This window comes from Kitasatospora sp. NPDC091207 (assembly GCF_044768625.1).
In the GTDB taxonomy this organism is placed as follows: domain Bacteria; phylum Actinomycetota; class Actinomycetes; order Streptomycetales; family Streptomycetaceae; genus Kitasatospora.
The window spans coordinates 313,626-335,456 of sequence record NZ_JBIVVS010000005.1; the positions used below are offsets into that span (position 1 = coordinate 313,626).

Sequence of the window (21,831 nt, forward strand, 5' to 3'; positions counted from 1 at the left end):
CCCGGCGGCGGCGGTCCGCGAGCCGCGCCGCTACCCGACCGGCCAGGTGTGCACGGGCTCGCCCGTCCGCATGTACTCGATGTAGCGCCGGGTCATCGCGGCGAGCGCGGCCGACCGGTCCATCCCGAACTGCTCGCGCAGCCGGTGGAAGGTGGCGCTCTGCCAGGAGGCACCGTTGACCCGGCGCAGGCAGCGCTGCTCGATGATGCCGAGGTAGCGGTCCCGGTCGGCGGGTTCGACGCCCCACTCGTCGAGGCCCTGGTAGGCCATCGGGAGCAGTTCGTTCAGCACCAGGTCGACCGCGGGCACGGTGGCCGGCCCCCCGCCGCGGCCGGCCCGGCCGTGCCGCGGCCACTGGAAGACGGCGTCGACGCCGTACCGGGCGGCCTGCTGGAAGTTCTCGTCGGCCCGCTCGAACGGCAGCCTGGTCCAGATCGGCCGCGGCTGCTCGGCGAGCACCCGGACGAGCCCGTAGTAGAAGGCCGCGTTGGCCAGCGTGTCGGCGACGGTCGGGCCGGCCGGCAGCGCGCGGTTCTCCACCCGCAGGTGCGGCACGCCGCCGCTGACGTCGTACACCGGGCGGTTCCACCGGTAGATGGTCCCGTTGTGCAGCCGCATCTCGGCCAGCCGCGGCACACCGCCGGAGGCGAGCACCTTCACCGGGTCCTCGTCGTCGCAGATCGGCAGCAGCGCCGGGAAGTACCGCAGGTTCTCCTCGAAGAGGTCGTACGCCGAGTCGACCCAGCGCTCGCCGAACCAGGTGATCGGGCGGACGCCCTGCGCCTTGAGCTCCGCCGAACGGGTGTCGCAGGCCTGCTGGAAGAGCACCGGCCTGGTCTCCCGCCACAGCTCCCGCCCGAACAGGAACGGCGAGTTGGCGCCGAGCGCCAGCTGCGGGCCGCAGATCGCCTGGGCGGCGTTCCAGACCGAGGAGAACCGCTCCGGGGTGACCTGCAGGTGCAGTTGCAGCGAGGTCGCGGCAGCCTCCGCGACCATGGTGATCGACTCCAGCTGGAGGTGCTCGACGCCCTCGATGTCCAGCGTGATGTCCTCGCCCCGGGCGGCCAGGATCTGGTCGCTGAGCAGGTTGTACCGCTGGTTGTGGGACATCGCGTCCAGCCCCGTGTGGTCGTGCTCCAGGGTCGGCAGGATGCCCACCATCACGATCCGCGCACCGGCCTCGGCGGCCCGCCGGTCGGCGTAGCGCAGCCCGGTGTCGATCTCCTCGCGCAGTTCCTCGAAGACGTGGCCGCAGAGCCGGTGCGGGGCGATGTTGACCTCGATGTTGAACTGGCCCAGCTCGGTCTGGAAGTCACTGGAGCCGATCGCGCTGAGCACCTGCGCGTTGCGCATCACCGGCAGGCCCTGCTCGTCGGCCAGGTTGAGCTCGATCTCCAGGCCCATCACGGCCCGCGGCCGGTCGAAACGGTCCTCGCGCAGCATCCGCCCCAACGCGTCCTGGCAGGACTGGAGCTTGCGACGGTACAGCTGCCGGTCCGACAGGTCCGCCCGCGTCGCCACGACCTTCTCGCCCATGGTCCCCTCCTCCTGAGCGGCCGGCCGACCGACCGTGCAAGCATCATGCCCACCCCGAAGATCGATACCCGATTGCTTCGAACGGCTTGCAATGCAAGGGAACTGATGGTCTTTCAGCACATCCCTCGACTTGCCCGGCGCCACCGCCTGTGATAAACAGGTCACCCTGTGCACCTGTTCGATAGAATTCGCACTGCGCCAAGGCCGGCCCGCTGCCGCTCCGAAACCCTCGTCGACGGCAGCGGCGGCGCCCGCACCGCGATCATGCACAACCGGACACGGCCAGGTTCCGTCACCGACGACACACCGCGCCATGCCGGTATGCCGCACTCGCACGCCGATCTCGCACGGAGAGGCGACCCCGCCATGACTTTGCAGACTCCCCAGCCCCCGCCCAGCGCTCTGCGCGCGGTCCTCGCCGCGCTCGACTCGGAGACCGCGCTGCGCCAGCCCGCCGCCGCCGCGCTGCGTCATCCGACCGGCCCGCTGCTGCCCGCGCACCCGCTCGCGGTCCACGTCCTGGACGGGCCGCGCCCCGAGCTCGGCGCCGCCCGGCGGACGGGCTGGCGCTTCCTGATCAAGGACGGCGCCGAGGTGGCCGCCGCGGCCGAGGTGGTCCAGGGCGTCGAGGGCCACGCCTTCTCCCACTTCACCGCCGGGCCGTACCTGGACTCCACCGTCCGGGCACTGCGCCAGGCCTGGCAGCTCGCCCAGGCCTCGCGGGCCCGCCAGCAGCCCCGGCTGCTCACCTTCCCGGGGCAGTACGCCACCGCGCTCTGGCTGCACAGCCCGGACTCCGGCCCGGACGCGGACCAGCTGATCCCACTGGCCCCGGCCCCGCTGGGCGTCACCGCGCACCGCGCCTACCCCGCCGCCGATCTGCTGCCGCTGCTCACCCGGACGCCGCTCGCCAGGCCGCTGCTGCTCGGCTCCTCCTGAACGCTCCCCCGTCACCCCCGCACTGCCCGTACCCACCCGGACGGGTCATCGGGCATGGCCGAATCGGGTCAGCCGCCCACTGACCCGTCCGGTAGCCATTTCCGCCTGCCGCCACCTGAACGGGTGATCTCTGCCCGGTAGTTGTGGCGCATGTCACGAAATTGCTGCGCGAGCGCCCCCGGATGCCGACACTGGGAACCAGCGTGGAAGGACCACCTGTCCTACCCACTTGAGCGTCGGCCCACACCTAGCCCGGCGCCGGACAGGATCCGACTACCGCGGCGGCTCCCGCCGGTCATCCGGCGGCGCCGCATCACGGGGAGGATCGCCAAGCGAAGCGAGGGTACGCGTATGTGCCAGCACCGTCCTGAGTGCCCGTCGGCGGAGTCCGAGGACCGCGAGGCGGCCGTACCGGTGGCCTGCCACCCGGAGCAGGGTTGGAGCCTGCTCTGCAACGGCGTCCTGGTGTTCGAGGACACCGGCGAACTGCTGCCCGACGGCCGGGTGATCGCCCCGCGCCGCCCCGTCGCCCACGCCGCCTGACCGGCCGGCCGCGGGGGGCAGCCACCGAGCGACGCAGGACACCAACGGGCGGGGCCCCGGCGGAACGATCCGCCGGGGCCCCGCCGTACCTCCGCTCGCTCAGATGCCGTACTCGTCCAGCGGCGGGCAGGAGCAGACCAGGTTGCGGTCGCCGTACGCGCCGTCGATCCGGCTGACCGGCGGCCAGTACTTGTCCGCCGGGTTCACGCCCGCCGGGAAGACCGCCTCCTGCCGCGAGTAGCCGTGCGCCCAGTCACCGGCCAGGATGCCGGCGGTGTGCGGGGCGTTGCGCAGCGGGTTGTCCTCGGCCGGCCACGCACCGGAGCCGACCTTCTCGATCTCGGCCCGGATCTCGATCATCGCGTCGCAGAAGCGGTCGATCTCGTGCAGGTCCTCGGACTCGGTCGGCTCGATCATCAGGGTGCCGGCCACCGGGAACGACATCGTCGGCGCGTGGAACCCGTAGTCGATCAGGCGCTTGGCGATGTCGTCCACCGTCACGCCGGTCTCCTTGGTGAGCGGGCGCAGGTCGATGATGCACTCGTGCGCGACCAGGCCGCCGGGACCGGTGTAGAGCACCGGGAAGTGCGGGGCCAGGCGCTTGGCGATGTAGTTGGCGTTCAGCACCGCCACCTGGGTGGCGCGCTTGAGGCCCTCGCCGCCCATCAGCCGGACGTACGCCCAGGAGATCGGCAGGATCGCCGCCGAGCCCCAGGGCGCGGCCGAGATCGGGCCGACGCCGGTGGCCGGGCCCGCCTCCGCCTGCAGCGGGTGGTTCGGCAGGTACGGCGCGAGGTGCGCGCGCACCGCCACCGGGCCGACGCCCGGGCCGCCGCCGCCGTGCGGGATGCAGAAGGTCTTGTGCAGGTTCAGGTGCGAGACGTCCGCGCCGAACTTGCCCGGCTTGGCGAGGCCGACCAGGGCGTTCAGGTTGGCACCGTCCACGTAGACCTGGCCGCCGGCCTCGTGCACCAGGGCGCAGATGTCGGTGATCTGGGTCTCGTACACGCCGTGGGTGGACGGGTAGGTGACCATCAGCACCGCGAGGTTGTCGCGGTGCTGCTCGATCTTCGCCTTGAGGTCCTCGACGTCGACGTCACCGTCGACCAGGGTCTTGACCACGACCACGCGCATGCCGGCCATCACGGCGGAGGCCGCGTTGGTGCCGTGCGCGGAGGACGGGATCAGGCAGACGTCGCGCTGCGTGTCACCGTTGGCGTGGTGGTAGGCGCGGACGGCCAGCAGGCCGGCGAACTCGCCCTGGGAGCCGGCGTTCGGCTGGATCGAGACGGCGTCGTAGCCGGTCACCTCGACCAGCTGCTGCTCCAGCTGGCGGATCAGGGTGAGGTAGCCCTGGGCCTGCTCGATCGGCGCGAAGGGGTGCAGCTGGCCGAACTCCGGCCAGGTCACCGCCTCCATCTCGGTGGTCGCGTTGAGCTTCATGGTGCAGGAGCCCAGCGGGATCATGCCGCGGTCCAGCGCGTAGTCCCGGTCCGACAGGCGGCGCAGGTAGCGCAGCATGGCGGTCTCGGAGCGGTGGCTGTGGAAGACCGGGTGGGTCAGGTACTCGTCCTCGCGCAGCAGCGCGGCCGGCAGCGCCTCGGCGCTCTCGGCGATCTCGACGCCCTCGACGCCGAACGCGGCCCAGACGCCCGCCAGGTGCTCGCGGGTGGTGGTCTCGTCGGTGGAGACCGAGATCCGGTCCTCGCCGTCCTGGTACACGTTGATGCCGTGCTCGCGGGCGGCCTCGGCGATCGCGGCGGCGCGGCCGGGGACGACCGCGGTGACGGTGTCGAAGAACTCGCCGTGCAGCAGCTCGACGCCACCGGCGCGCAGGCCCTCGGCGAGCGCGGCGGCGTAGCGGTGGGTGCGGCGGGCGATGTCGGCCAGGCCGTCCGGGCCGTGGTAGACGGCGTACATCGAGGCCATCACGGCGAGCAGCACCTGGGCGGTGCAGATGTTGCTGGTGGCCTTCTCGCGGCGGATGTGCTGCTCGCGGGTCTGCAGGGCCAGCCGGTAGGCGCGGTTGCCGTCGGCGTCGACGGAGACGCCGACCAGACGGCCGGGCAGCGAGCGGGCGAAGTCGGCGCGCACCGACAGGTAGCCGGCGTGCGGGCCGCCGAAGCCCATCGGCACACCGAAGCGCTGCGAGGTGCCGCAGGCGATGTCGGCGCCCAGCGAGCCCGGGGACTTCAGCAGGGTCAGCGCCAGCAGGTCGGCGGCGACGGCGACGATCGCACCGAGGCCGTGGGCCTGCTCGATCACCGCGGTGAGGTCGCGGACCACACCGGTGGCACCCGGGTACTGGAGCAGCACACCGAAGACACCGCGCTCGACGATCTCGGCCGGGACACCGGCGGAGAGGTCGGCGACGACGACCTCGACACCGGTCGGTTCGGCGCGGGTCCGGATCACCGCGACGGTCTGCGGCAGGGTCTCGGCATCGACCAGGAAGACGCCGCCCTTGACCTTGGTGACGCGGCGGGCCAGGGCCATCGCCTCGGCGGCCGCGGTGCCCTCGTCCAGCAGCGAGGAGCCGGAGGTGGGCAGGCCGGTCAGGTCGGAGACCACGGTCTGGAAGTTGAGCAGCGCCTCCAGGCGGCCCTGCGAGATCTCCGGCTGGTACGGCGTGTACGCGGTGTACCAGGCCGGGTTCTCCATGACGTTGCGCAGGACCACCGGCGGCGTGAAGGTGCCGTAGTAGCCCAGGCCGATCATCGGCTGGAGGACGGTGTTGCGGCCGGCCAGCTCGCGCAGCTCGGCGAGGACCTGGGCCTCGCTGCGGCCGGCGGGCAGGTCCAGGCCGGTGATCGAGCGGATCGCCTCGGGTACGGCGGTGGCGGCGAGCTCGTCCAGCGAGCCGTAGCCGACCTGGGCCAGCATCTTCTCCTGCGCCGCGGCGTCGGGGCCGATGTGGCGGTTCTCGAAGGGACTGGCCTGCTCGAGCTCGGTGAGGGTCACGGGGGTGGTGGGGCGTCCCGCGTTCGGCTGGGCGTTCATGGTGGTCGAGGCCTCCTGGTCACGGACCGGCGGGGGTACGCACGCCGGACGGAACGGCCGCTGTGGAGGACAGCGGACAGACCTGGGCGGACGAACCCGACAGGCCTCCCCCTCTGTCATCGGGACCTGAGAGCTTCGCCCGCGCGGAGCGCTGTGGCGCCCCGCCGGCTTGCACCGTCGGTGAGGGTGGTGCCCACCGGCTCCCTCGCCGGCAGTCCTGCCCTGCTTTCCAGAGTGACCTATCCCACACGGTACGGATGCCTGAGAGATTCCGGGGAGGAGTTGCTCCTTCGGCGCCCCGACCAGCGGTTTCCGCTCTCGGGGACTCTCCCGAGCGGGCTCGGCGGTCGCGCCCAGGGTACCAGCGGGAGGCCCTTCCATCACGGGGGCGTCCGGTCACGGTACAGCCCGGCCCGTGACCCGTACGGCGCAGCACCGGGCCCGTCCGGCCTCACCCCGGTCGCGCGTGTCCGCTTCATGGCTTTTGGTGTGAAGTGGCGGATGGGACGGGCGGGCCGGCCGCCGGCCTGCGGGCGTTCCGCAGGCGCAGCGCACTGGAGGTAAGAGTGCAGACCGATATCGACCCCCGGGACCTCATCGGCCACAAGGCGGTCGACCGCAACGGAGACAAGATCGGCACGGTCGACGAGGTGTACCTGGACGACGCCACCGGACAGCCCGAGTGGGCCGCCGTCCGGACCGGCATCTTCGGCCGGGACGCCTTCGTCCCCCTGACCACGAGCGAGTTCTCCGGCGACGAACTGCGGGTGCCGTACGACAAGTCACTGGTGAAGGAGTCACCGGACTTCGGCGTGGGCCAGCACCTGTCACCCGCCCAGGAGCTCCAGCTCTACCGCTACTACGGGCTGGACACCCGGCTGGACGATCGGCCGTCGGCCGGCGACGGCTCCGGCTCCGAACCGGCCGACCTGGACTTCGGCACCCTGCCGGCGGCCGCCCCGGCGGCAGCGGCGGGCACCGCGGCTGCCGCGGCCGCCGCACCGAAGTCCGCGGAGCGGCCGGCCGTCGCACCGGGGCCGGTGGACCGGCCGGCCGCCGCGGCCCCGGCCAAGCCGCTCGCCTTCCACTCGGCCGACAGCACACCCCCGTCCCCCGCCGTCCCGCCGGCCGCCGACCCCGGCAGGCCGTCCGAACCCGCCACGGAGGCCAACGTGCGCACCCTGAGCGCGACCGCGCCCGCCGCCCCCTCGACACCCACCGCACCGGAGCGGCGCCCGTCGGCGGCTCCGCTCGTCGCCGGCCACGACAGCGCCGCCGCGTCGGCGCCCGCGGTCGCGACGCCGGGCACCACCGGCCCGGCCTCTTCGGCGCCCAGCGGTCCGGTGGAGATCACCTGCCGCGAGGAGCGGCTGGACATCACCACCGAGTGGCACGTGCTGGGCACCGCGAAGCTGCGCAAGTACGTGACCAGCGAGGCGGTGGAGCGCCGGGTGCCGGTGGTCCGCGAGCGGGTCCGGGTGGAGCGGATGCCGGTCGGCGAGGCCGAGCGGGCCTCGCTGAGCGACAAGGACATCGCCGAGGCGGTGGAGGAGGTCACCCTGCGCGAGGAGCGGCCGGTCGTCCGCAAGTACCTGGCCCCGATCGAGCGGGTCCGCCTGGTGGTCGAGCGCTACACCGCCGAGGAGGTGATCCGGGACGAGCTGCGGCGCGAGCACGTCGAGGTGCACGACAACACCGCGGCCGCCTCGACCCCGGCCCCCTCGTCCGCGCACGCCCCGGCCCCCGCCCACCCGGGCACCGGCGAGCGCCCGGGCACCGGCGAACACCTCGCCAACGGCGAGCACGCGGGCGCCGGCGAGTCGTCCCGGCCGGCCCCGCTGAGGCCGCTCGCCTGACGGCGGGACACAGGGACCCCGGACCTCCACGGTCCGGGGTCCTTCGGCTTTGCCAAAGCTTCACCAATCGATATTTGACACACTGAAGTATCTCCCTGCATGGTTACTTCAGTTCATTCACTATGTACGGGAGGAAGCAACCGTGAGTGAGGCACCACAGCCCACCACCGCGGCCGAGAAGCAGAGCAGCGCCCGGGTCCTGCCGGCCCTCATCCTGGCGATGCTGTCGTTCAGCGTGGTGCAGACCGCGGTCGTTCCGATCCTGCCCTCGCTGGCCAAGGAGCTCAGCGTCTCGGGCTCCAGCATCACCTGGCTGATGACGGCCAACCTGCTCTCGGCGGCCGTGCTGACCCCCCTGCTGGGCCGCTTCGGCGACCTGCGCGGCCGGAAGCCGATGCTGCTGATCTCGCTGGCCGGCCTCGTCGCCGGCTCGGCGCTCGCGGTCAGCACCCACTCCTTCACCTGGCTGGTCGTCGCCCGCGTCCTCCAGGGCGCCGGCGGTGGCGTGCTGCCGCTGGCCATCAGCATCGTCCGCGACGAGCTGCCGAAGCAGAAGGTCACCGGCGGCGTCGCCGCCATCAGTGCCTCGATGGGTGTCGGCAGCGGCCTCGGCCTGGTCGCCACCGGCCTGCTGCTGGAGCACTGGAGCTACAAGTCGATCTTCTGGATGGGCCTGTTCTTCGGCCTGCTCGCGGTCGCCCTGGTCGCCTTCCGGGTGCCCAGCGACCCGGTGACCGACAAGGAGGGCGGCGCCGACCCGCTCGGCGCGATCACGCTGGCCGGCTGGCTCTCCGCCCTGCTGGTCGCGGTCAGCCAGGGCAACACCTGGGGCTGGACCTCCACCAAGACGCTCGGCCTGTTCGCCGTCGCCGCCGTGGTCGCCCTGATCTGGGGCGTCATCGAGGTCAAGGTCAAGCACCCGCTGGTCGACATGAAGATGATGTCCCGTCCGGCCGTCGCCTTCACCAACCTCGCCGGCCTGCTGATCGGCTTCGGCATGTACGGCTCGTTCATGGTGATCAGCAACTTCGCCCAGACCCCGGAGAAGTTCGCCCACTACGGGTTCACCGCGACCGTGCTGCACGCCGGTGTCATGCTGCTGCCGTCCGCGCTCGGCTCGATGGTCGCCGCCCCGGTCGGCGCCCTGCTGATCGCCCGCCGCGGCCCGCGCCTGCCGCTCGTCCTCGGTGGCGTCCTCGGCGCCGTCGCGATGGCCTACCTGGCCGTGCGCCACAGCCACGAGGCCGACATCTACACCGCCTCGGCGATCTTCGGTCTCGGTATCGGCCTCGCCTTCTCGGCGATGCCGGCCTACATCAACGGCGCCGTCCCGGTCGAGCAGAGCGGCATCGCCAACGGCATGAACGCCGTGCTGCGCACCGTCGGTGGCGCCATCGGCACCGCCGTGATGGCCGCGATCCTCACCGGCGACACCATGAAGCTGCCGATCCCGATCGCGCTGCCCACCCTGGACGCCTACAAGCACGCGTTCTGGGTCGCCGCCGCGGTCTGCGCGGTCGCCGCGGTCGTCCCCTTCCTGATCCGCAGCGTCAAGCCCGCCGTCACCGTCGCCGACGGCAACGCGACGGCGAACCTCACGTCCGGCCCCGAGCTGGTCAAGACCGACGCCTGACGAGGCGTCCACCCCCCGCGCCCAGGGACAGGGCGCGGGGGACCGGTCCCCGAACGGTCGACGAGGGCATCGCGACCGCCGGCGGCCCGGCACCGCACGCGGCCCCACCCGGCCCCCCTGCCGGGTGGGGCCGCTTCGTGCGTTCAGCCCGCCGCCGGACCGCCGTCCCCGGGCCCGACCTCGTCCTCGGGCCCGACGCCGTCCCCACGCAGCGGCAGCGGACGCGCCGGCTCCAACGCCGGGTCCTCGACCGCGAAGGTCCGCACCCGGCCCGGCCCGCTCCACGGCGTCTCGAACCGCACCGTCACCCGGCCGACGCCACTGCCCTGCACCCACCCGGGTCCGAGCTCGGCGTGCCGTACGTCCTGTCCGGGCATCCAGTGCCGCGCGGCGGGCACCTCGGGCTCCTGGCCCCCGGCCTCGCTCTCGGCCTCGACCACCCCCGGCTCCCCCGGCTCCTCCCGGACGGCCTGCGCGAAGAGGTCCTCCTGGGTGTAGTCCGCGAGTTGCGAGACCCCGACCCCGAGCAGCCGCACCCCACCGGTGATGTCCACCTGGGAGGCCAGCCGGCGGGCCGTCTCGACGATCACCGCCTCCTCGTCCGTCGGCCCGCGCAAGGTCTCCGAACGGGTCAGCGTGGAGAAGTCGAACCGCCGCACCTTCAGCACCACCGTGCGCCCCGACCGACCGGCCGCCCGCAGCCGCCGTACGCACCGCGCGGCCAGCACGTCCACCTCGCGCAGCACCCGGTCCCGGTCCGCGAGGTCCACCTCGAAGGTGTCCTCGACCGACACCGACTTGGCGTCCTGGTCGGCCACCACGGGCCGCTCGTCCAACCCGGTCGACATCTGGTGGACACCGGCGCCGTGCGCCTTCCCCAACAGCTGCACCAGCTCGGCCTCCCCCGCCTCGGCGAGATCCGCCACCGTGTTCAGCCCCGCCCGGCGCAGCACCTGCTCGGTGGCCGGGCCGATGCCCGGCAGCGCCCGCACCGGCATCGGCCCCAGCACCGCCCGCTCCTGGCCCGGCTCGATCAGCACCAGCCCGTCCGGCTTGGCCTGCTCCGAAGCGATCTTGGCCATCAGCTTGGACCCGGCCGCCCCGACCGAGGCGGTCAGCCCGGTGCGCCGGTGGATGTCCGCCCGGAGGTCCTCGGCGAGGGCCAGCACCAGCCGCTCCCCCGTCCCGTGGTCCGCCGCCGCCAGCGCCGGCCCGTACGGACCCGCCTCCAGGTCGACGAAGGCCTCGTCCAGGCTGAGCGGCTGCACCAACGGCGACAGCTCCCGCAGCAGGCCCATCACCAGCTCGCTCACCGCCCGGTAGGCCTCGAACCGGCCGGACAGGAAGGCCGCGTTCGGGCAGAGCCGACGCGCCTGCGCCATCGGCATCGCCGAGTGCACCCCGAACTTCCGCGCCTCGTACGAGGCCGTGGAGACCACCCCGCGCCCGCCCAGGCCGCCCACGATCACCGGCTTCCCGCGCAGGCTGGGCTTGGCCGCCTGCTCCACCGCCGCGAAGAAGGCGTCCATGTCGAGGTGGATGATGCTCGGCAGTGACCGCACCCGCCGATCATGCCGCACGGGTCCGACAGTGCGGCCGAACCCGTCCTCCGCCTCAGTCCCGCGCCGTACCCGCGTCGGCCAGCGCCTTCGGGATGCCGTCCTCCCGGGGCCCGAGGAAGAACGGGTCCGGCCGCAGCCAGGCGTTCAGCGCCGCCTTGCCCGCGCCCGGGATCTCCCGCAGCCCGCCGTACAGCCAGGTGGCGTCGTGCAGTTCCGGCACCCCGACCGCGTACGCGTCGATACCGGCCGCCCGGCAGAGCGCCAGCGCCCGCCGGACGTGGAAGTCCTGGCTGACCAGCACGGCCCGGTCGACGCCGAACACCCGGTGCGCCCGGGTGCAGGAGTCCCAGGTGTCGAAGCCCGCGTAGTCGCCCACCACCCGCACCTGCGGCACCCCGTGCTCGACCAGGTACTGCCGCATCGCGTCGGTCTCGTCGTAGCTGTCCCGCCCGTTGTCCCCGGTGACCAGGATCGCCTGGACCTTCCGCTCCCGGTACAGGTCGACCGCCGCGTCCAGCCGGTGCGCCAGGTACGGCGACGGCCTGCCCTCGAAGAGCCCCGCGCCGAACACCACCGCCACCGGCGCGTTCGGCGCGCTCTCCACGGTGCCGACCCCGTCCCCCGCCGAGATCCACAGCCAGGCGCTCGGCGCCAGGGCCAGGGAGCAGAAGACGGTGACGAGTTGGAAGATCCTGCGCTGGGTGCGCCGGCGCCGCAGCCGGACGCCGAGCCGCAGCGCCCGCCGCCGCAGCAGGCCGGGTATCCCGGAGCCGAACCGCACATGCCCTCCCCTGATCGATCCACCAGGCACGACGAGGCCGCGGGCCCGGACGGTTCCCCGTCCGGGCCCGCGGCCTCGTCAGTTCCGCGGCTCAGACCGCCCGGTTGCGGCGCTGCGCCAGCTCGTCCCCGGGGTCGTGCCCGGTCACGGTCTCGCCGGTGTCGGTCCGCTCGGCGTGCAGCCGCCCGAGGGCCGACTCCAGTTCCCGCCAGACCGCGCCGACGGCGATGCCGAACACGCCCTGACCGCCCTTCAGCAGGTCGACCACCTGCTGCGGCGTGGTGCACTCGTACACGGTCGCGCCGTCGCTCATCAGCGTCAGCCCGGTCAGGTCGCCGCTCTCGACGGACTGCAGATGGGCGACCGCCACCCGGATGTTCTGCAAGGACACCCCCGCGTCCAGCAGCCGCTTGACGATCTTCAGCAGCAGGATGTCGCGGAAGCTGTACAGCCGTTGGCTGCTCGCCGGGTAGACCGAGCGGACGCTGGGCTCCAACAGACCCGTCCGCGCCCAGTAGTCCAGCTGGCGGTAGGTGATGCCGGCCGCCGCACAGGCCGTCGGGCCGCGGTAGCCGATCAGTTCGGAGGTGGGCGCGAGCCGCTCGATGGCGGGCTGGCCCGGCTGCACGGCCGGGAACCGGCCCATCCGGGGCAGTTCGGCCACACTGCGGGCGGCGCGGGGCATGTGCACGGTGCACAGGCCTCCCACGGCCGCTTCATCGCCGGTGCCGGTCATGCCTACCTCCGTCCACTCGTCCTGCGGGCAACCCAGACTGCGGGCGACAGGCACCCGGGCAGCCACTCCTGACGGTAGGCAGTCCCCTATGAGCCGTCAACGATCGCCACGCCGGGCAGCACAAACCGCGTCACTCAGGAGAGTGGTTTTTCGTGCCCCTAGTGTGGGTAAGTGGACGCTATTTGGCAAAACGGACGAACGTATTCGGCATGATGGCGGCCGTCAACCCCACTGCCGGCTCCATCGCCGTCCCTGATGACCGTCCGCGATGGCCGTCCGTGCCGGGTCCGTACTACTGCGGCGTGCCGCCGCCGAAGTCCTCCGGCGAGACCTGGTCGAGGAACTCGCGGAACTTCTCGACCTCGTCCTCCTGCTCGTCCGGGATGGCGATGCCCGCCTCGGCGAGCACCTCCTCGCTCCCGTAGATCGGCGTACCGGTCCGGAGCGCCAGCGCTATCGCGTCGGACGGCCGGGCACTCACCTCGACCCCGCCCGCGAACACCAGTTCGGCGTAGAACACGCCCTCGCGCAGGTCGGTGATCCGCACCTCGGTGAGCTGCTGCCCGAGGGCCTCCAGGACGTCCTTGAAGAGGTCGTGCGTCAGCGGGCGCACCGGCGTCATGCCCTGCTGGGCGAAGGCGATCGCGGTCGCCTCGCCGGGACCGATCCAGATCGGCAGGTACCGATCGCCCCCGACCTCCCGAAGCAGCACGATCGGCTGGTTGGAAGGCATCTCCACCCGGACACCCACGACGTCGAGCTCATTCACACACGCAACCCTATGGCCCTCGCCCCGGATATGAAAGCGCAGAGCCGACGGCGCTGGTCAGCGGGGTCGGCGCGTCACGAGCGAGGCCGCAGACCGGCCTGCACCATGGCGGCGTGCAGCCGGACGGAGAGGGTGGCCAGCTCCCGTGCCGTGGCCTCGGCGTGCGCCCGGGTCTGCGGGTTGCGGTGCCGGCGCAGCGGCGCCACCACCTGCTCCACGAGCGCGATCTCGCGGTCAGCGGCCGCCTTCATGGCCCGCAGGTGGCGCGGTTCCAGTCCGTAGCGGCCCAGTTCCGCCACCAGCCGGGCCACCTGCAGCGCCTCGCCGTCGTAGCCGCCGTCCGAACCGGCCACGACCAGCCCGTACGACTCCCACTCGACCAGCTCGCGCTCACCCGCCTCGGCGGCGGCCAGCAGCTCGGCACGGCCCAGCCGGACTCCCGCCGAGGCCTCGGCGGCCGCCACCAGCTCGCGGTCCGCCTCCTCCATCGGCCCGGGCCGGGCCTCGGCGGCGGGCAGCGCGGGCGGGGTCTCGCCGCGCTCGATCGCGTCCAGGTGCTCGCGGATCACCCGCAGCGGCAGATAGTGGTCACGCTGCATCCGCAGCACGTAGGCCAGCCGCTCGACGTCGGCCGGGCTGAACTTGCGATACCCCGACGGTGTGCGCTGGGGCTCGACCAGGCCCTCCGCCTCCAGGAACCTGATCTTCGAGATGGTGACCTCGGGGAAGTCGTCCCGCAGGGAGGTCAGCACCGCGCCGATGCTCAGCAGCTCGTCGCCGCCGCGCCGTCGGCCGCCCCCGGCGGGCCGGTCCGGACGGACCGGCTGCCTGGGGGCCGCGACCACTCCCCGCGCGCCCTGGTCCGGCAGCGGACCGGGCGACGCGGGGTTGGCCGCCCCGAGAGATGAAGGAGGGTTCGCGCTCACTCGGGCTCCTGCCGACGTTGGTTTCAGTACCCCCGGTGGTGGCTGGCGAAGAACACCAGCCGGTACTTCCCGATCTGCACCTCGTCGCCGTTGTTCAGCGGCACCTCGTCGATCCGCTCACGGTTGACGTACGTCCCGTTCAAGCTGCCGACGTCGGCGACGGTGAAGCCGCCCCCGGGCGTGCGGCGGAACTCCACGTGCTTGCGCGAGACGGTCACGTCGTCCAGGAAGATGTCGCCCTGCGGGTGACGCCCGGCCGTGGTCTTGTCCGAGTCCAGCAGGAACCGGCTGCCCGAGTTCGGGCCGCGCTGGACGATCAGCAGGGCCGAGCCCGGCGGCAGCGCGTCGATCGCCGACAGCACCTCCGCCGACAGGGCCGGCGTACCGGTGCCGGTGGTGGTGTTGGGGTCGTAGGACTCCAGGCCGGAGATCGAGATGGTCGACGTGGTCTCCGCCGCCCCCTCGGGCAGCGCGCCACCACGCAACGCCGTACCGCAGTTGGAACAGAAGCGGGCCGCGGCCGGGTTCTGGTTACCGCACCTGGGGCACGGAGTGGGGCCAGCCATGTTCACAGCCTCCTGGCGCGGGACACCCGACGGGTTGTGCCCGGCGTACGGGTCCGGGGCAAACCCTCCACCAGAGGTTGAGGGTCCTGACGGGAAACCTATGCGCGGGGCGCCGGAGGGGTCAACCGACGCGCCGTAGCCCGCCGGATTGCCCGCGTACTGCGCGTCGGCACCGTCCCGGAACATCGGACGCTCGGCGTACTCGACGCCCTCGGGAGCGGGACGCATGCCCGGCACTGCGGGCTCTTCGTCGGCCCGGCGGTGACGCGCGGTGGGTGCCTCCACGGCAGCCGCGTCACGGCCCTTGTTACGACCGAACAACTTCGAGAAGAAACTCACGGGCGAATCCCCTTGCGTGTGACAGACCCGCCCGCGGGGCAGGGTGAGAACCTCGGACAGGCTGCGGGCCCGGTCGCGGATCGGGCCTGCTGGAGCGGTGCTCCGACGTGTGATGTTCCGGCTTGTGCTGGTGCGGACCAGTCTCGCCCACCTGACGGCGGCACCCCGCACCGGGGTGCAGCCGCGGATGACGGACCGTGCGGCAGGTACGTCATCACTTCGGAGCCGGCTTGGCGTACTGCGGCGTCCTCAGGTCGACGAGGGCGTCGACGAGCACCTTCTGCTGCGGGGAGATGGTCGCGCGGGCCTGATGACTCTCAAGAGTACGGACCACACCTCCCGGAATGTTCAGCGCGGGTGTGAGGTCCTGCGGGTTCCCCACCACGGTGAAGCGATAGGGCTGCGAGACCTTCTTCCCGTCGATCTGCACACCGCCGCCGGACACGTCCGTGAAGTAGGTGTTGACCACCACGCGCACATCGTTGATCTGAATCGCCTCCGCCCCCGCCGCTCGGAGTTCCTGCAGGGTGTCCAGCAGCATATCCGCCTTCACCTGCCCTTGGGGATCATCGACCGTCAGTACGATGCCCGGACCAGTGGCTTTGACGGTGCCGGCGAGCACGCCGAGCTCCGTCACCTTCTTCCTGGTCTGCTCCTGGGCTTCCTTGGCCTGGTTGGAACTGTTCTCCAGCTTGGCCAGGGACTGCTCCAACTCCGCCTTCTCCTGTTGGAGACGCTGCTGGCGGCCGTCCAGTTCGTCGAGGATCCGCACCAGGTCCTCCTGCCGCGCGCCGCGCAGCTGGCTGTGGTGGTCGTTGGTGGAGCGGACCTGGATGGCCAGCGCGAGGCCGAGCGAGAACAGCAGGACCGCGACCACCAGCTGCCCCCGGGAGAGCCGCGGCGGCCAGAGTGCCGCCTTCAGCCGCCGCCGGCCGGCGCTGCGGTCGTCGGCCGCCGCCACCGGCTCGGGCTGCTGCCCGGGCTCGGGCTCCTCCACCGGCACGGACACCGCTCGCGGCGCGGCGGCCGCCTCGGGCACCGGCTCCGTCGGGGCTGCCTCCGTTTTGGGGGCGCGCTTCGGCTCCTCCGCCGGCTCCGGCTCGGCCGGCTCCCCGTCACGCTCCTCCGACGGGTCCGCCCGCACGGGCTCCGCCGGAGCCTCCGGCTTCTGCAGCCCGGACGGCTTCTTCAGCGCGGACGACTTCTCCGGCGTGACCGCCCGGTCGCGCCCGGGCGAGTCGTCCGGCCCCGGCAAGTCGTCCGGCCCGGCCGACTTCACCTGTTCGGCGGGCTCTCGCGGCGCGCTCCCCGCCGCCGCAGCCGCCTCCCGCTCCCCGCTCCCGTCCTCGCGCACGCCTTCTCCTGCCCGTTCGTCCGCCTCCTGCTGTGCCGGCTCCCGGCCGGGGTCAGGCGCGGAAGACATGACGCCTGATCGCAGCGGCGTTGGAGAAGATCCGGATGCCGAGGACGACCACCACACCGGTGGACAGCTGGGAACCGACCCCGAGCTGGTCCCCGAGGAAGACGATCAGGGCCGCCACCACCACGTTGGACAGGAAGGAGACGATGAACACCTTGTCGTTGAAGATGCCGTCCAGCATCGCCCGGACACCGCCGAACACCGCGTCCAGCGCCGCCACCACCGCGATGGGCAGATACGGCACGACGGCGTCGGGCACCTCGGGCTGGACGAAGAGCCCGACGACCACCCCGATCACGAGACCCAGTACGGCAATCACGGTCTAGCTGCTCCTGTCCCTGCGGCGGGCGCCCCGGTCGTGGACGCCGCGGGCGAGTGGGCTGTCGTGGTCTTGGCGGAGCCGCTCGGCGTGCGCTTGCCCGAGGGCGAGGTACCGGCCGTGGCCGACCGCGAAGGTCCGGCGGACGGACTCTGCGAACCCTCGGCGGACGCCGTCGGGCTCGGGGACGTCGGCGCGGGAGCGGACGGACTCGCCGTCGGCGAAGCCTCCGGCGTGGCCGGCTGGGCGGTCCGCAGCGTGACGCCGACGGCGGCGGGCAGGGTCAGCTTCTTCTGCGCGGAGATCGTCGACTTGATGCCGTACTTCTCCTGCAGCAGCCGGAGGTACTGACCCGCCATGTTGCTCTCGAAGGTGGCGACCAGCTTCGACCCGTCCCCCAGGGCCTGCACGCTGTACGGCGGTACCAGCGGCCGGTTGTCGACGAGCACCGCCTCACCGGCGGCCCGGATCGCGGAGAGCGCGGTGAGCCGCTGCCCGTTGATCGAAACGGCCTCGGCGCCGGACTCCCAGAGCCCGTTCACCACCAGTTGCAAATCCCGATCGCGCAGCCGGCCGCTGTTGGAGAAGCCCTGACCGGCGCGCGGGTCGACGTTCCCGCCGGCACCGGTGCCGGAGGCGTCCTCCAGGACCAGCTTGACGCCCGGCCCGGTGACCTCGGCCAGGCCCACCGCGCCGGCCAGCGCGGCCGGGTCGCCGTCCCCCGGCGACAGCGCCTGCTGCTGGGTGGTGTCGACCTTGCGCCGAAGCTCCTGGACCTGTTGCTGCAGGCGCTCCGCCGAGCCGTTGCTGTCGTTGATCCGGTGGATCAGCGCATCGCGCTCCTTGGCGAGCGTGGGCTCGGCCTTGTGCGCGTTCACGGCGCCCACCGTCACCACCGCCCCGACCAGGGCCAGCCCGAGGCCCAGCGTGAGCAGGCCGCGGGCCGTGCCGGGTATCCGACTGTCGCGGTCGCCGCCCCGCGCCGCGGCCGCCTCGGCGTAGCCCTCGTCCAGGCTGTGGTTCATCACGCTGTTCAGCAGGGACATCGAGGCGTCCGGACGGTTGTACCGTCCGTCACTGGCACTCGGCGTCGCTGGCATGCGGACCATCGTCCCATGTCCGCGGAGGGGTCGGCGCACACCCCCTGACCTGCAAACTCGCCATAAGCGACAGATCATGACCAAGGATCGCAAAACGGGCAGCCGGAGCAGCGGAGCGTGCGGCGAGTACCGCGCCGCTCCGCCGCCCCGGCCGCGTCACCGCGGCCCGGTGATCACCGCCCGGCGCCGTCGACCACCGCCGCCCACTCGTCCAGCAGCGCCTCGGTCGCCTCGTCGTCCGGGCCCTCCGCCCAGAGGTGGGTGACCGCCTCGGCGGGGTCGGGCAGGACGAGCGTCCAGCGCCCGTCGGCCTCGACCACCCGGACGCCGTCCGTGGTGTCGAGCTGCCGGTTGCCGGCCGCCTCCACCACCGAGCGCATGACCATGCCCTTCGCCGCCCACGGCGTCGCGATGTCCCGCCGGCGGATGTGCGCCTGCGGGATCCGCGCGTCGATCTGGCTCAGCGTGAGCTGGGTCCGGGCCACCAGTCCGACCAGGCGGACGAACGCCGCCGCCCCGTCCAGCACACCGCTGAACTCCGGCACGACGAAACCACCACGGCCGTCGCCGCCGAACACCGTGCCCTCGGCCGCGGCCGCCTTCGCCAGGTCGTCCGGTGTGGTCGTGGTCCAGACGACCTGCGTGCCGTGGTACGCGGCGACCTGCTCGGCGATCCTGGTGGTCGTCACCGGCAGGGCCACCTGCCCGCTCCGGCGCTCGGCCGCGACCAGGTCGAGCAGCACCAGCAGCGCCCGGTCGTCGTCGATCACCCGGCCCAGCTCGTCCACGAAGGCCACCCGCTCGCCGACCGGGTCGAACCGCACGCCGAAGGCCGCCCGGGAGGAGGCGACCAGCTCGCCGAGCCTGGCCAGCCCCGCACGCCGCTCCTCGGCGTCCTCGGTCGGCCGCGCCTCGTCCAGCCCGCTGGAGACGGTGAGCGCCTCCACACCGAGCCGGCCCAGGATGCTCGGCAGGACGAGCGCGGCGCTGCCGTGCGCCGTGTCCACCACCACCTTCAGCCCCGCCTCGCGGACACCCGTGGTGTCCACCGCCCGGAGCAGATTGCCGGCGTAGGAGTCGAAGACGCTGGACGGGAAGGTCAGGTCACCGATCTCGCCCGGGAACGCGCGCCGGTACTCCTGGCGGGCGTACACCCGGTCGAGCTTGCGCTGCCCGGCCTGGGAGAGGTCGGCGCCGCGCTCGTCGAAGAAGAGGATGTCGAGCGAGTCCGGCACACCGGGTGTGGTCCGCAGGAAGATCCCGCCCGCACTCCCCCGGGCGGTGTGCTGCCGGGCCACCGGCATCGGCACGTTCTCCAGGTCACGGACATCGATCGCACTGGTCTGCAGCGCCGAGATCATCGCCCGCTTGAGGGCCCGCGCGCCACGCGAGTGGTCACGCGCGATGGTGACGGTGGCACCCTTCTTCAGCGTCGTCGCGTACGCGCCCGCCAGCCGGACGGCCAGCTCCGGCGTGATCTCGACGTTCAGGATGCCCGAGACGCCGCGCAGCCCGAAGAGGTGCTCCTGGCCGCGGGACTCCCAGATCACCGAGGTGTTGACGACCGCGCCGGCCTCGATGGTCTTGAACGGGTAGACCCGGACATTGGCGCCGATGATCGACTCCTCGCCGACCAGGCACTCGTCGCCGATCACCGCCCCGTCCTCGATCCGCGCGGCCCGCATCACATCGGTGTTCTTGCCGACCACGCAGCCCCGCAGGTTGCTCTGCGGCCCGATGTAGACGTTGTCGTGGATGACCGCCTTGTGCAGGAAGGCCCCGCGCTTGACGACCACATTGCTGCCGAGCACGGTGTGCTCGCGGATCTCCACACCGGCCTCGACCTTGGCGTAGTCCCCGATGTAGAGCGGACCGCGGAGCACCGCGTCCGGGTCCACCTCGGCCCCCTCCGCCACCCAGACGCCGGGCGAGATCTCGAACCCGTCGAGCTCGACGTCGACCTTGCCCTCCAGGACGTCCGCCTGGGCCTTGCCATAGCTCTCGTGGGTGCCCACGTCCTCCCAGTAGCCCTCGGCCACATACCCGTAGACCCGCTTGCCCTCCTTCAGCAGCTGCGGGAACACATCACTCGACCAGTCGACGGACTCACCCGCCGCCACGTAGTCGAAGACCTCGGGCTCCATGACATAGATACCGGTGTTGACCGTGTCGGAGAAGACCTGCCCCCAGGTCGGCTTCTCCAGGAAGCGCTCGACCCGGCCCTCGTCATCGGTGATCGTGATGCCGAACTCCAGCGGATTCGGCACCCGGGTGAGACAGACGGTGACCAGAGCGTTCTTGCTGCGGTGGAACTCGATCAATTCCGAGAGATTGAAGTCGGTCAGCGCGTCGCCGGAGATCACCAGAAAGGAGTCGTCCTTCAGCGCGTCCTCGGCGTTCTTGACACTTCCCGCCGTACCGAGTGGCGTCTCCTCGTTCGCGTATGTCAGATGCATACCGAGCTCTTCGCCGTCACCGAAGTAGTTCTTGACCAGTGAGGCGAGGAACTGGACGGTGACGACGGTGTCGGAGAGGCCGTGCCGCTTCAGCAGCCGAAGCACGTGCTCCATGATCGGCCTATTGGCCACCGGAAGCAGCGGCTTCGGCATGCTGGAGGTCATCGGGCGGAGTCGGGTGCCTTCGCCCCCTGCCATTACAACGGCTTTCATTACGGGTGCGTCCTCCTTCTCGGTGGTGGACCCTGCAGGTCCATCAAACCGTTCCAGAGGTTCTCTACCCGGAAGATATCGTCCGACGCACCGTGGTGGCGTGGGACTTCTCTCAGATCACGTCTCAGACTGCGGACGCGGAGGAGGCGGAGCCCGCCCGGATGATCTGCCGCGCCTGGACGGCGTAGAGAATGCCGGCCCACCAGTACAGCGCGGTCCCCCACCAGATGAAGGCCCAGCTGACGGCCTCGGCCGGCCGTGCGATCCAGGTGTCACCGCTACCGAGCAGCAGAAGCGGAAACGCGTACATCAGATTGAATGTCGCGGCCTTCCCCAGGAAACTCACCTGCAACGGGCCGTAGCCGTGCCGGTTCAGAATCGGAAGGAGTGCCGCGATAAAGAGCTCACGCGCGATCAGGATCGCCGTGAGCCACCACGGCAGGATCTCACGCCAGGTCAGACCCAGCAGGGTGGAGAGCACATAGAGGCGGTCCGCCAGCGGGTCGAGCAACTGACCGACCCGGCTGATCTGCCCCCACCTGCGGGCAAGCTTTCCGTCGAGGTAGTCACTGATGCCACTGAGCATCAGAATCAGCAACGCCCAACCGTCATTGTTCGGCCCGCCGAACACGGGCCAGAGGATCAACCAGAGGAAGAGCGGAACGCCGACCAGCCGGCCCATGCTCAGCAGGTTGGGGATGGTGAGGACGCGATCGGTCTGGACCCGCGTCTCCTGGACCTCCACCCGGGGGCCTCCTGTACCGTGTGACAACTTTTGCATGTTGACCCTACAACAGAAAAGCCCCCGTCCGGTTCCCCGGCGGGGGCTTCTCTAGAAGAATTGTTCGGCGGCGTCCTACTCTCCCACAGGGTCCCCCCTGCAGTACCATCGGCGCTGTGAGGCTTAGCTTCCGGGTTCGGAATGTAACCGGGCGTTTCCCTCACGCTATGACCACCGAAACACTATGAAACTGTCAACCGCACCACACCCTGGCCAGGGCATGGGGTCGTTGTTTCAGAACAACACAGTGGACGCGAGCAACTGAGGACAAGCCCTCGGCCTATTAGTACCGGTCAACTCCACCCCTTACAGGGCTTCCATATCCGGCCTATCAACCCAGTCGTCTACTGGGAGCC

Annotated in this window: 17 protein-coding genes, 2 rRNA genes and 1 riboswitch; of the genes, 4 read left to right on the forward strand and 15 right to left on the reverse strand. The window is 71.7% G+C overall.

All coding sequences use genetic code 11. The annotated features are described in order from the left end of the window. Nucleotides 1–30: 30 nt before the first annotated feature. Nucleotides 31–1,536 carry a glutamate--cysteine ligase gene (locus tag ACIQTO_RS12955; protein WP_402386924.1) on the reverse strand — a complete coding sequence of 502 codons (1,506 nt, stop codon included), beginning with the start codon at nt 1,534–1,536 and terminating at the stop codon, nt 31–33. 366 nt (nt 1,537–1,902) lie between these two features. Between ACIQTO_RS12955 and ACIQTO_RS12960 the strand changes: the two genes are divergently transcribed. Next, nucleotides 1,903–2,475, forward strand: coding sequence for a hypothetical protein (locus ACIQTO_RS12960; protein WP_402386927.1), 573 nt, complete (start codon nt 1,903–1,905; stop codon nt 2,473–2,475). A gap of 351 nt (nt 2,476–2,826) precedes the next feature. Then, on the forward strand, nt 2,827–3,018 hold the full coding sequence (locus ACIQTO_RS12965; protein WP_329490880.1) for a DUF5999 family protein: 192 nt from the start codon (nt 2,827–2,829) through the stop codon (nt 3,016–3,018). Nucleotides 3,019–3,117: 99 nt separating this feature from the next. Here ACIQTO_RS12965 and gcvP read toward each other — a convergent pair whose 3' ends face one another. Continuing rightward, complete coding sequence (gene gcvP / locus ACIQTO_RS12970; protein WP_402386930.1) at nt 3,118–6,018, reverse strand: aminomethyl-transferring glycine dehydrogenase; 2,901 nt, start codon at nt 6,016–6,018, stop codon at nt 3,118–3,120. 239 nt (nt 6,019–6,257) lie between these two features. Beyond that, nucleotides 6,258–6,361: riboswitch (glycine riboswitch) on the reverse strand. A gap of 223 nt (nt 6,362–6,584) precedes the next feature. Between gcvP and ACIQTO_RS12975 the strand changes: the two genes are divergently transcribed. Further along, nucleotides 6,585–7,874, forward strand: a complete 1,290-nt coding sequence (locus ACIQTO_RS12975; protein ID WP_402386933.1) for a DUF2382 domain-containing protein — start codon at nt 6,585–6,587, stop codon at nt 7,872–7,874. A gap of 142 nt (nt 7,875–8,016) precedes the next feature. Beyond that, nucleotides 8,017–9,507, forward strand: coding sequence for an MFS transporter (locus ACIQTO_RS12980; protein ID WP_402386936.1), 1,491 nt, complete (start codon nt 8,017–8,019; stop codon nt 9,505–9,507). 143 nt (nt 9,508–9,650) lie between these two features. On the opposite strand, the gene ACIQTO_RS12985 is transcribed toward ACIQTO_RS12980, so the two are convergent. The 13 genes from ACIQTO_RS12985 to ACIQTO_RS13045 form a co-directional block, all read right to left on the reverse strand. Then, nucleotides 9,651–11,069: a DNA polymerase IV gene (locus ACIQTO_RS12985; RefSeq protein WP_402386938.1), complete on the reverse strand. Its 1,419-nt coding sequence runs from the start codon at nt 11,067–11,069 to the stop codon at nt 9,651–9,653. A 52-nt stretch (nt 11,070–11,121) separates the two neighbouring features. Further along, a complete protein-coding gene (locus tag ACIQTO_RS12990) occupies nt 11,122–11,850 on the reverse strand; it encodes a vancomycin high temperature exclusion protein (RefSeq protein ID WP_402386941.1) in 729 nt (242 codons plus the stop codon). 91 nt (nt 11,851–11,941) lie between these two features. Beyond that, complete coding sequence (locus ACIQTO_RS12995) at nt 11,942–12,586, reverse strand: MerR family transcriptional regulator (protein WP_402386944.1); 645 nt, start codon at nt 12,584–12,586, stop codon at nt 11,942–11,944. Nucleotides 12,587–12,878: 292 nt separating this feature from the next. After that, nucleotides 12,879–13,355: a bifunctional nuclease family protein gene (locus ACIQTO_RS13000; RefSeq protein ID WP_360185161.1), complete on the reverse strand. Its 477-nt coding sequence runs from the start codon at nt 13,353–13,355 to the stop codon at nt 12,879–12,881. A 74-nt stretch (nt 13,356–13,429) separates the two neighbouring features. Next, nucleotides 13,430–14,122, reverse strand: coding sequence for a MerR family transcriptional regulator (locus tag ACIQTO_RS13005; protein WP_402386995.1), 693 nt, complete (start codon nt 14,120–14,122; stop codon nt 13,430–13,432). Between the two features lie 182 nt (nt 14,123–14,304). Further along, nucleotides 14,305–14,847, reverse strand: coding sequence for an FHA domain-containing protein (locus ACIQTO_RS13010; RefSeq protein ID WP_402386947.1), 543 nt, complete (start codon nt 14,845–14,847; stop codon nt 14,305–14,307). 553 nt (nt 14,848–15,400) lie between these two features. Further along, nucleotides 15,401–16,609, reverse strand: a complete 1,209-nt coding sequence (locus ACIQTO_RS13015) for a DUF881 domain-containing protein (protein ID WP_402386950.1) — start codon at nt 16,607–16,609, stop codon at nt 15,401–15,403. Continuing rightward, nucleotides 16,593–16,925 carry a small basic family protein gene (locus ACIQTO_RS13020; RefSeq protein ID WP_030062488.1) on the reverse strand — a complete coding sequence of 111 codons (333 nt, stop codon included), beginning with the start codon at nt 16,923–16,925 and terminating at the stop codon, nt 16,593–16,595. The genes ACIQTO_RS13015 and ACIQTO_RS13020 overlap by 17 nt, the downstream gene beginning before the upstream one ends. Beyond that, the gene (locus ACIQTO_RS13025; RefSeq protein ID WP_402386953.1) at nt 16,922–18,025 is read right to left on the reverse strand and encodes a DUF881 domain-containing protein; all 1,104 of its coding nucleotides are present in this window, start codon (nt 18,023–18,025) and stop codon (nt 16,922–16,924) included. The genes ACIQTO_RS13020 and ACIQTO_RS13025 overlap by 4 nt, the downstream gene beginning before the upstream one ends. Before the next feature lie 173 nt (nt 18,026–18,198). Continuing rightward, nucleotides 18,199–20,694, reverse strand: coding sequence for a sugar phosphate nucleotidyltransferase (locus ACIQTO_RS13030; RefSeq protein WP_402386956.1), 2,496 nt, complete (start codon nt 20,692–20,694; stop codon nt 18,199–18,201). Nucleotides 20,695–20,818: 124 nt separating this feature from the next. Next, nucleotides 20,819–21,439 (reverse strand): CDP-alcohol phosphatidyltransferase family protein, encoded by a 621-nt coding sequence (locus ACIQTO_RS13035; RefSeq protein ID WP_402386959.1) that lies wholly within the window; start codon nt 21,437–21,439, stop codon nt 20,819–20,821. A gap of 98 nt (nt 21,440–21,537) precedes the next feature. Then, a 5S ribosomal RNA gene (rrf, locus tag ACIQTO_RS13040) occupies nt 21,538–21,654 on the reverse strand. A gap of 84 nt (nt 21,655–21,738) precedes the next feature. Beyond that, nucleotides 21,739–21,831, reverse strand: a 23S ribosomal RNA gene (locus ACIQTO_RS13045); the annotation flags it as partial.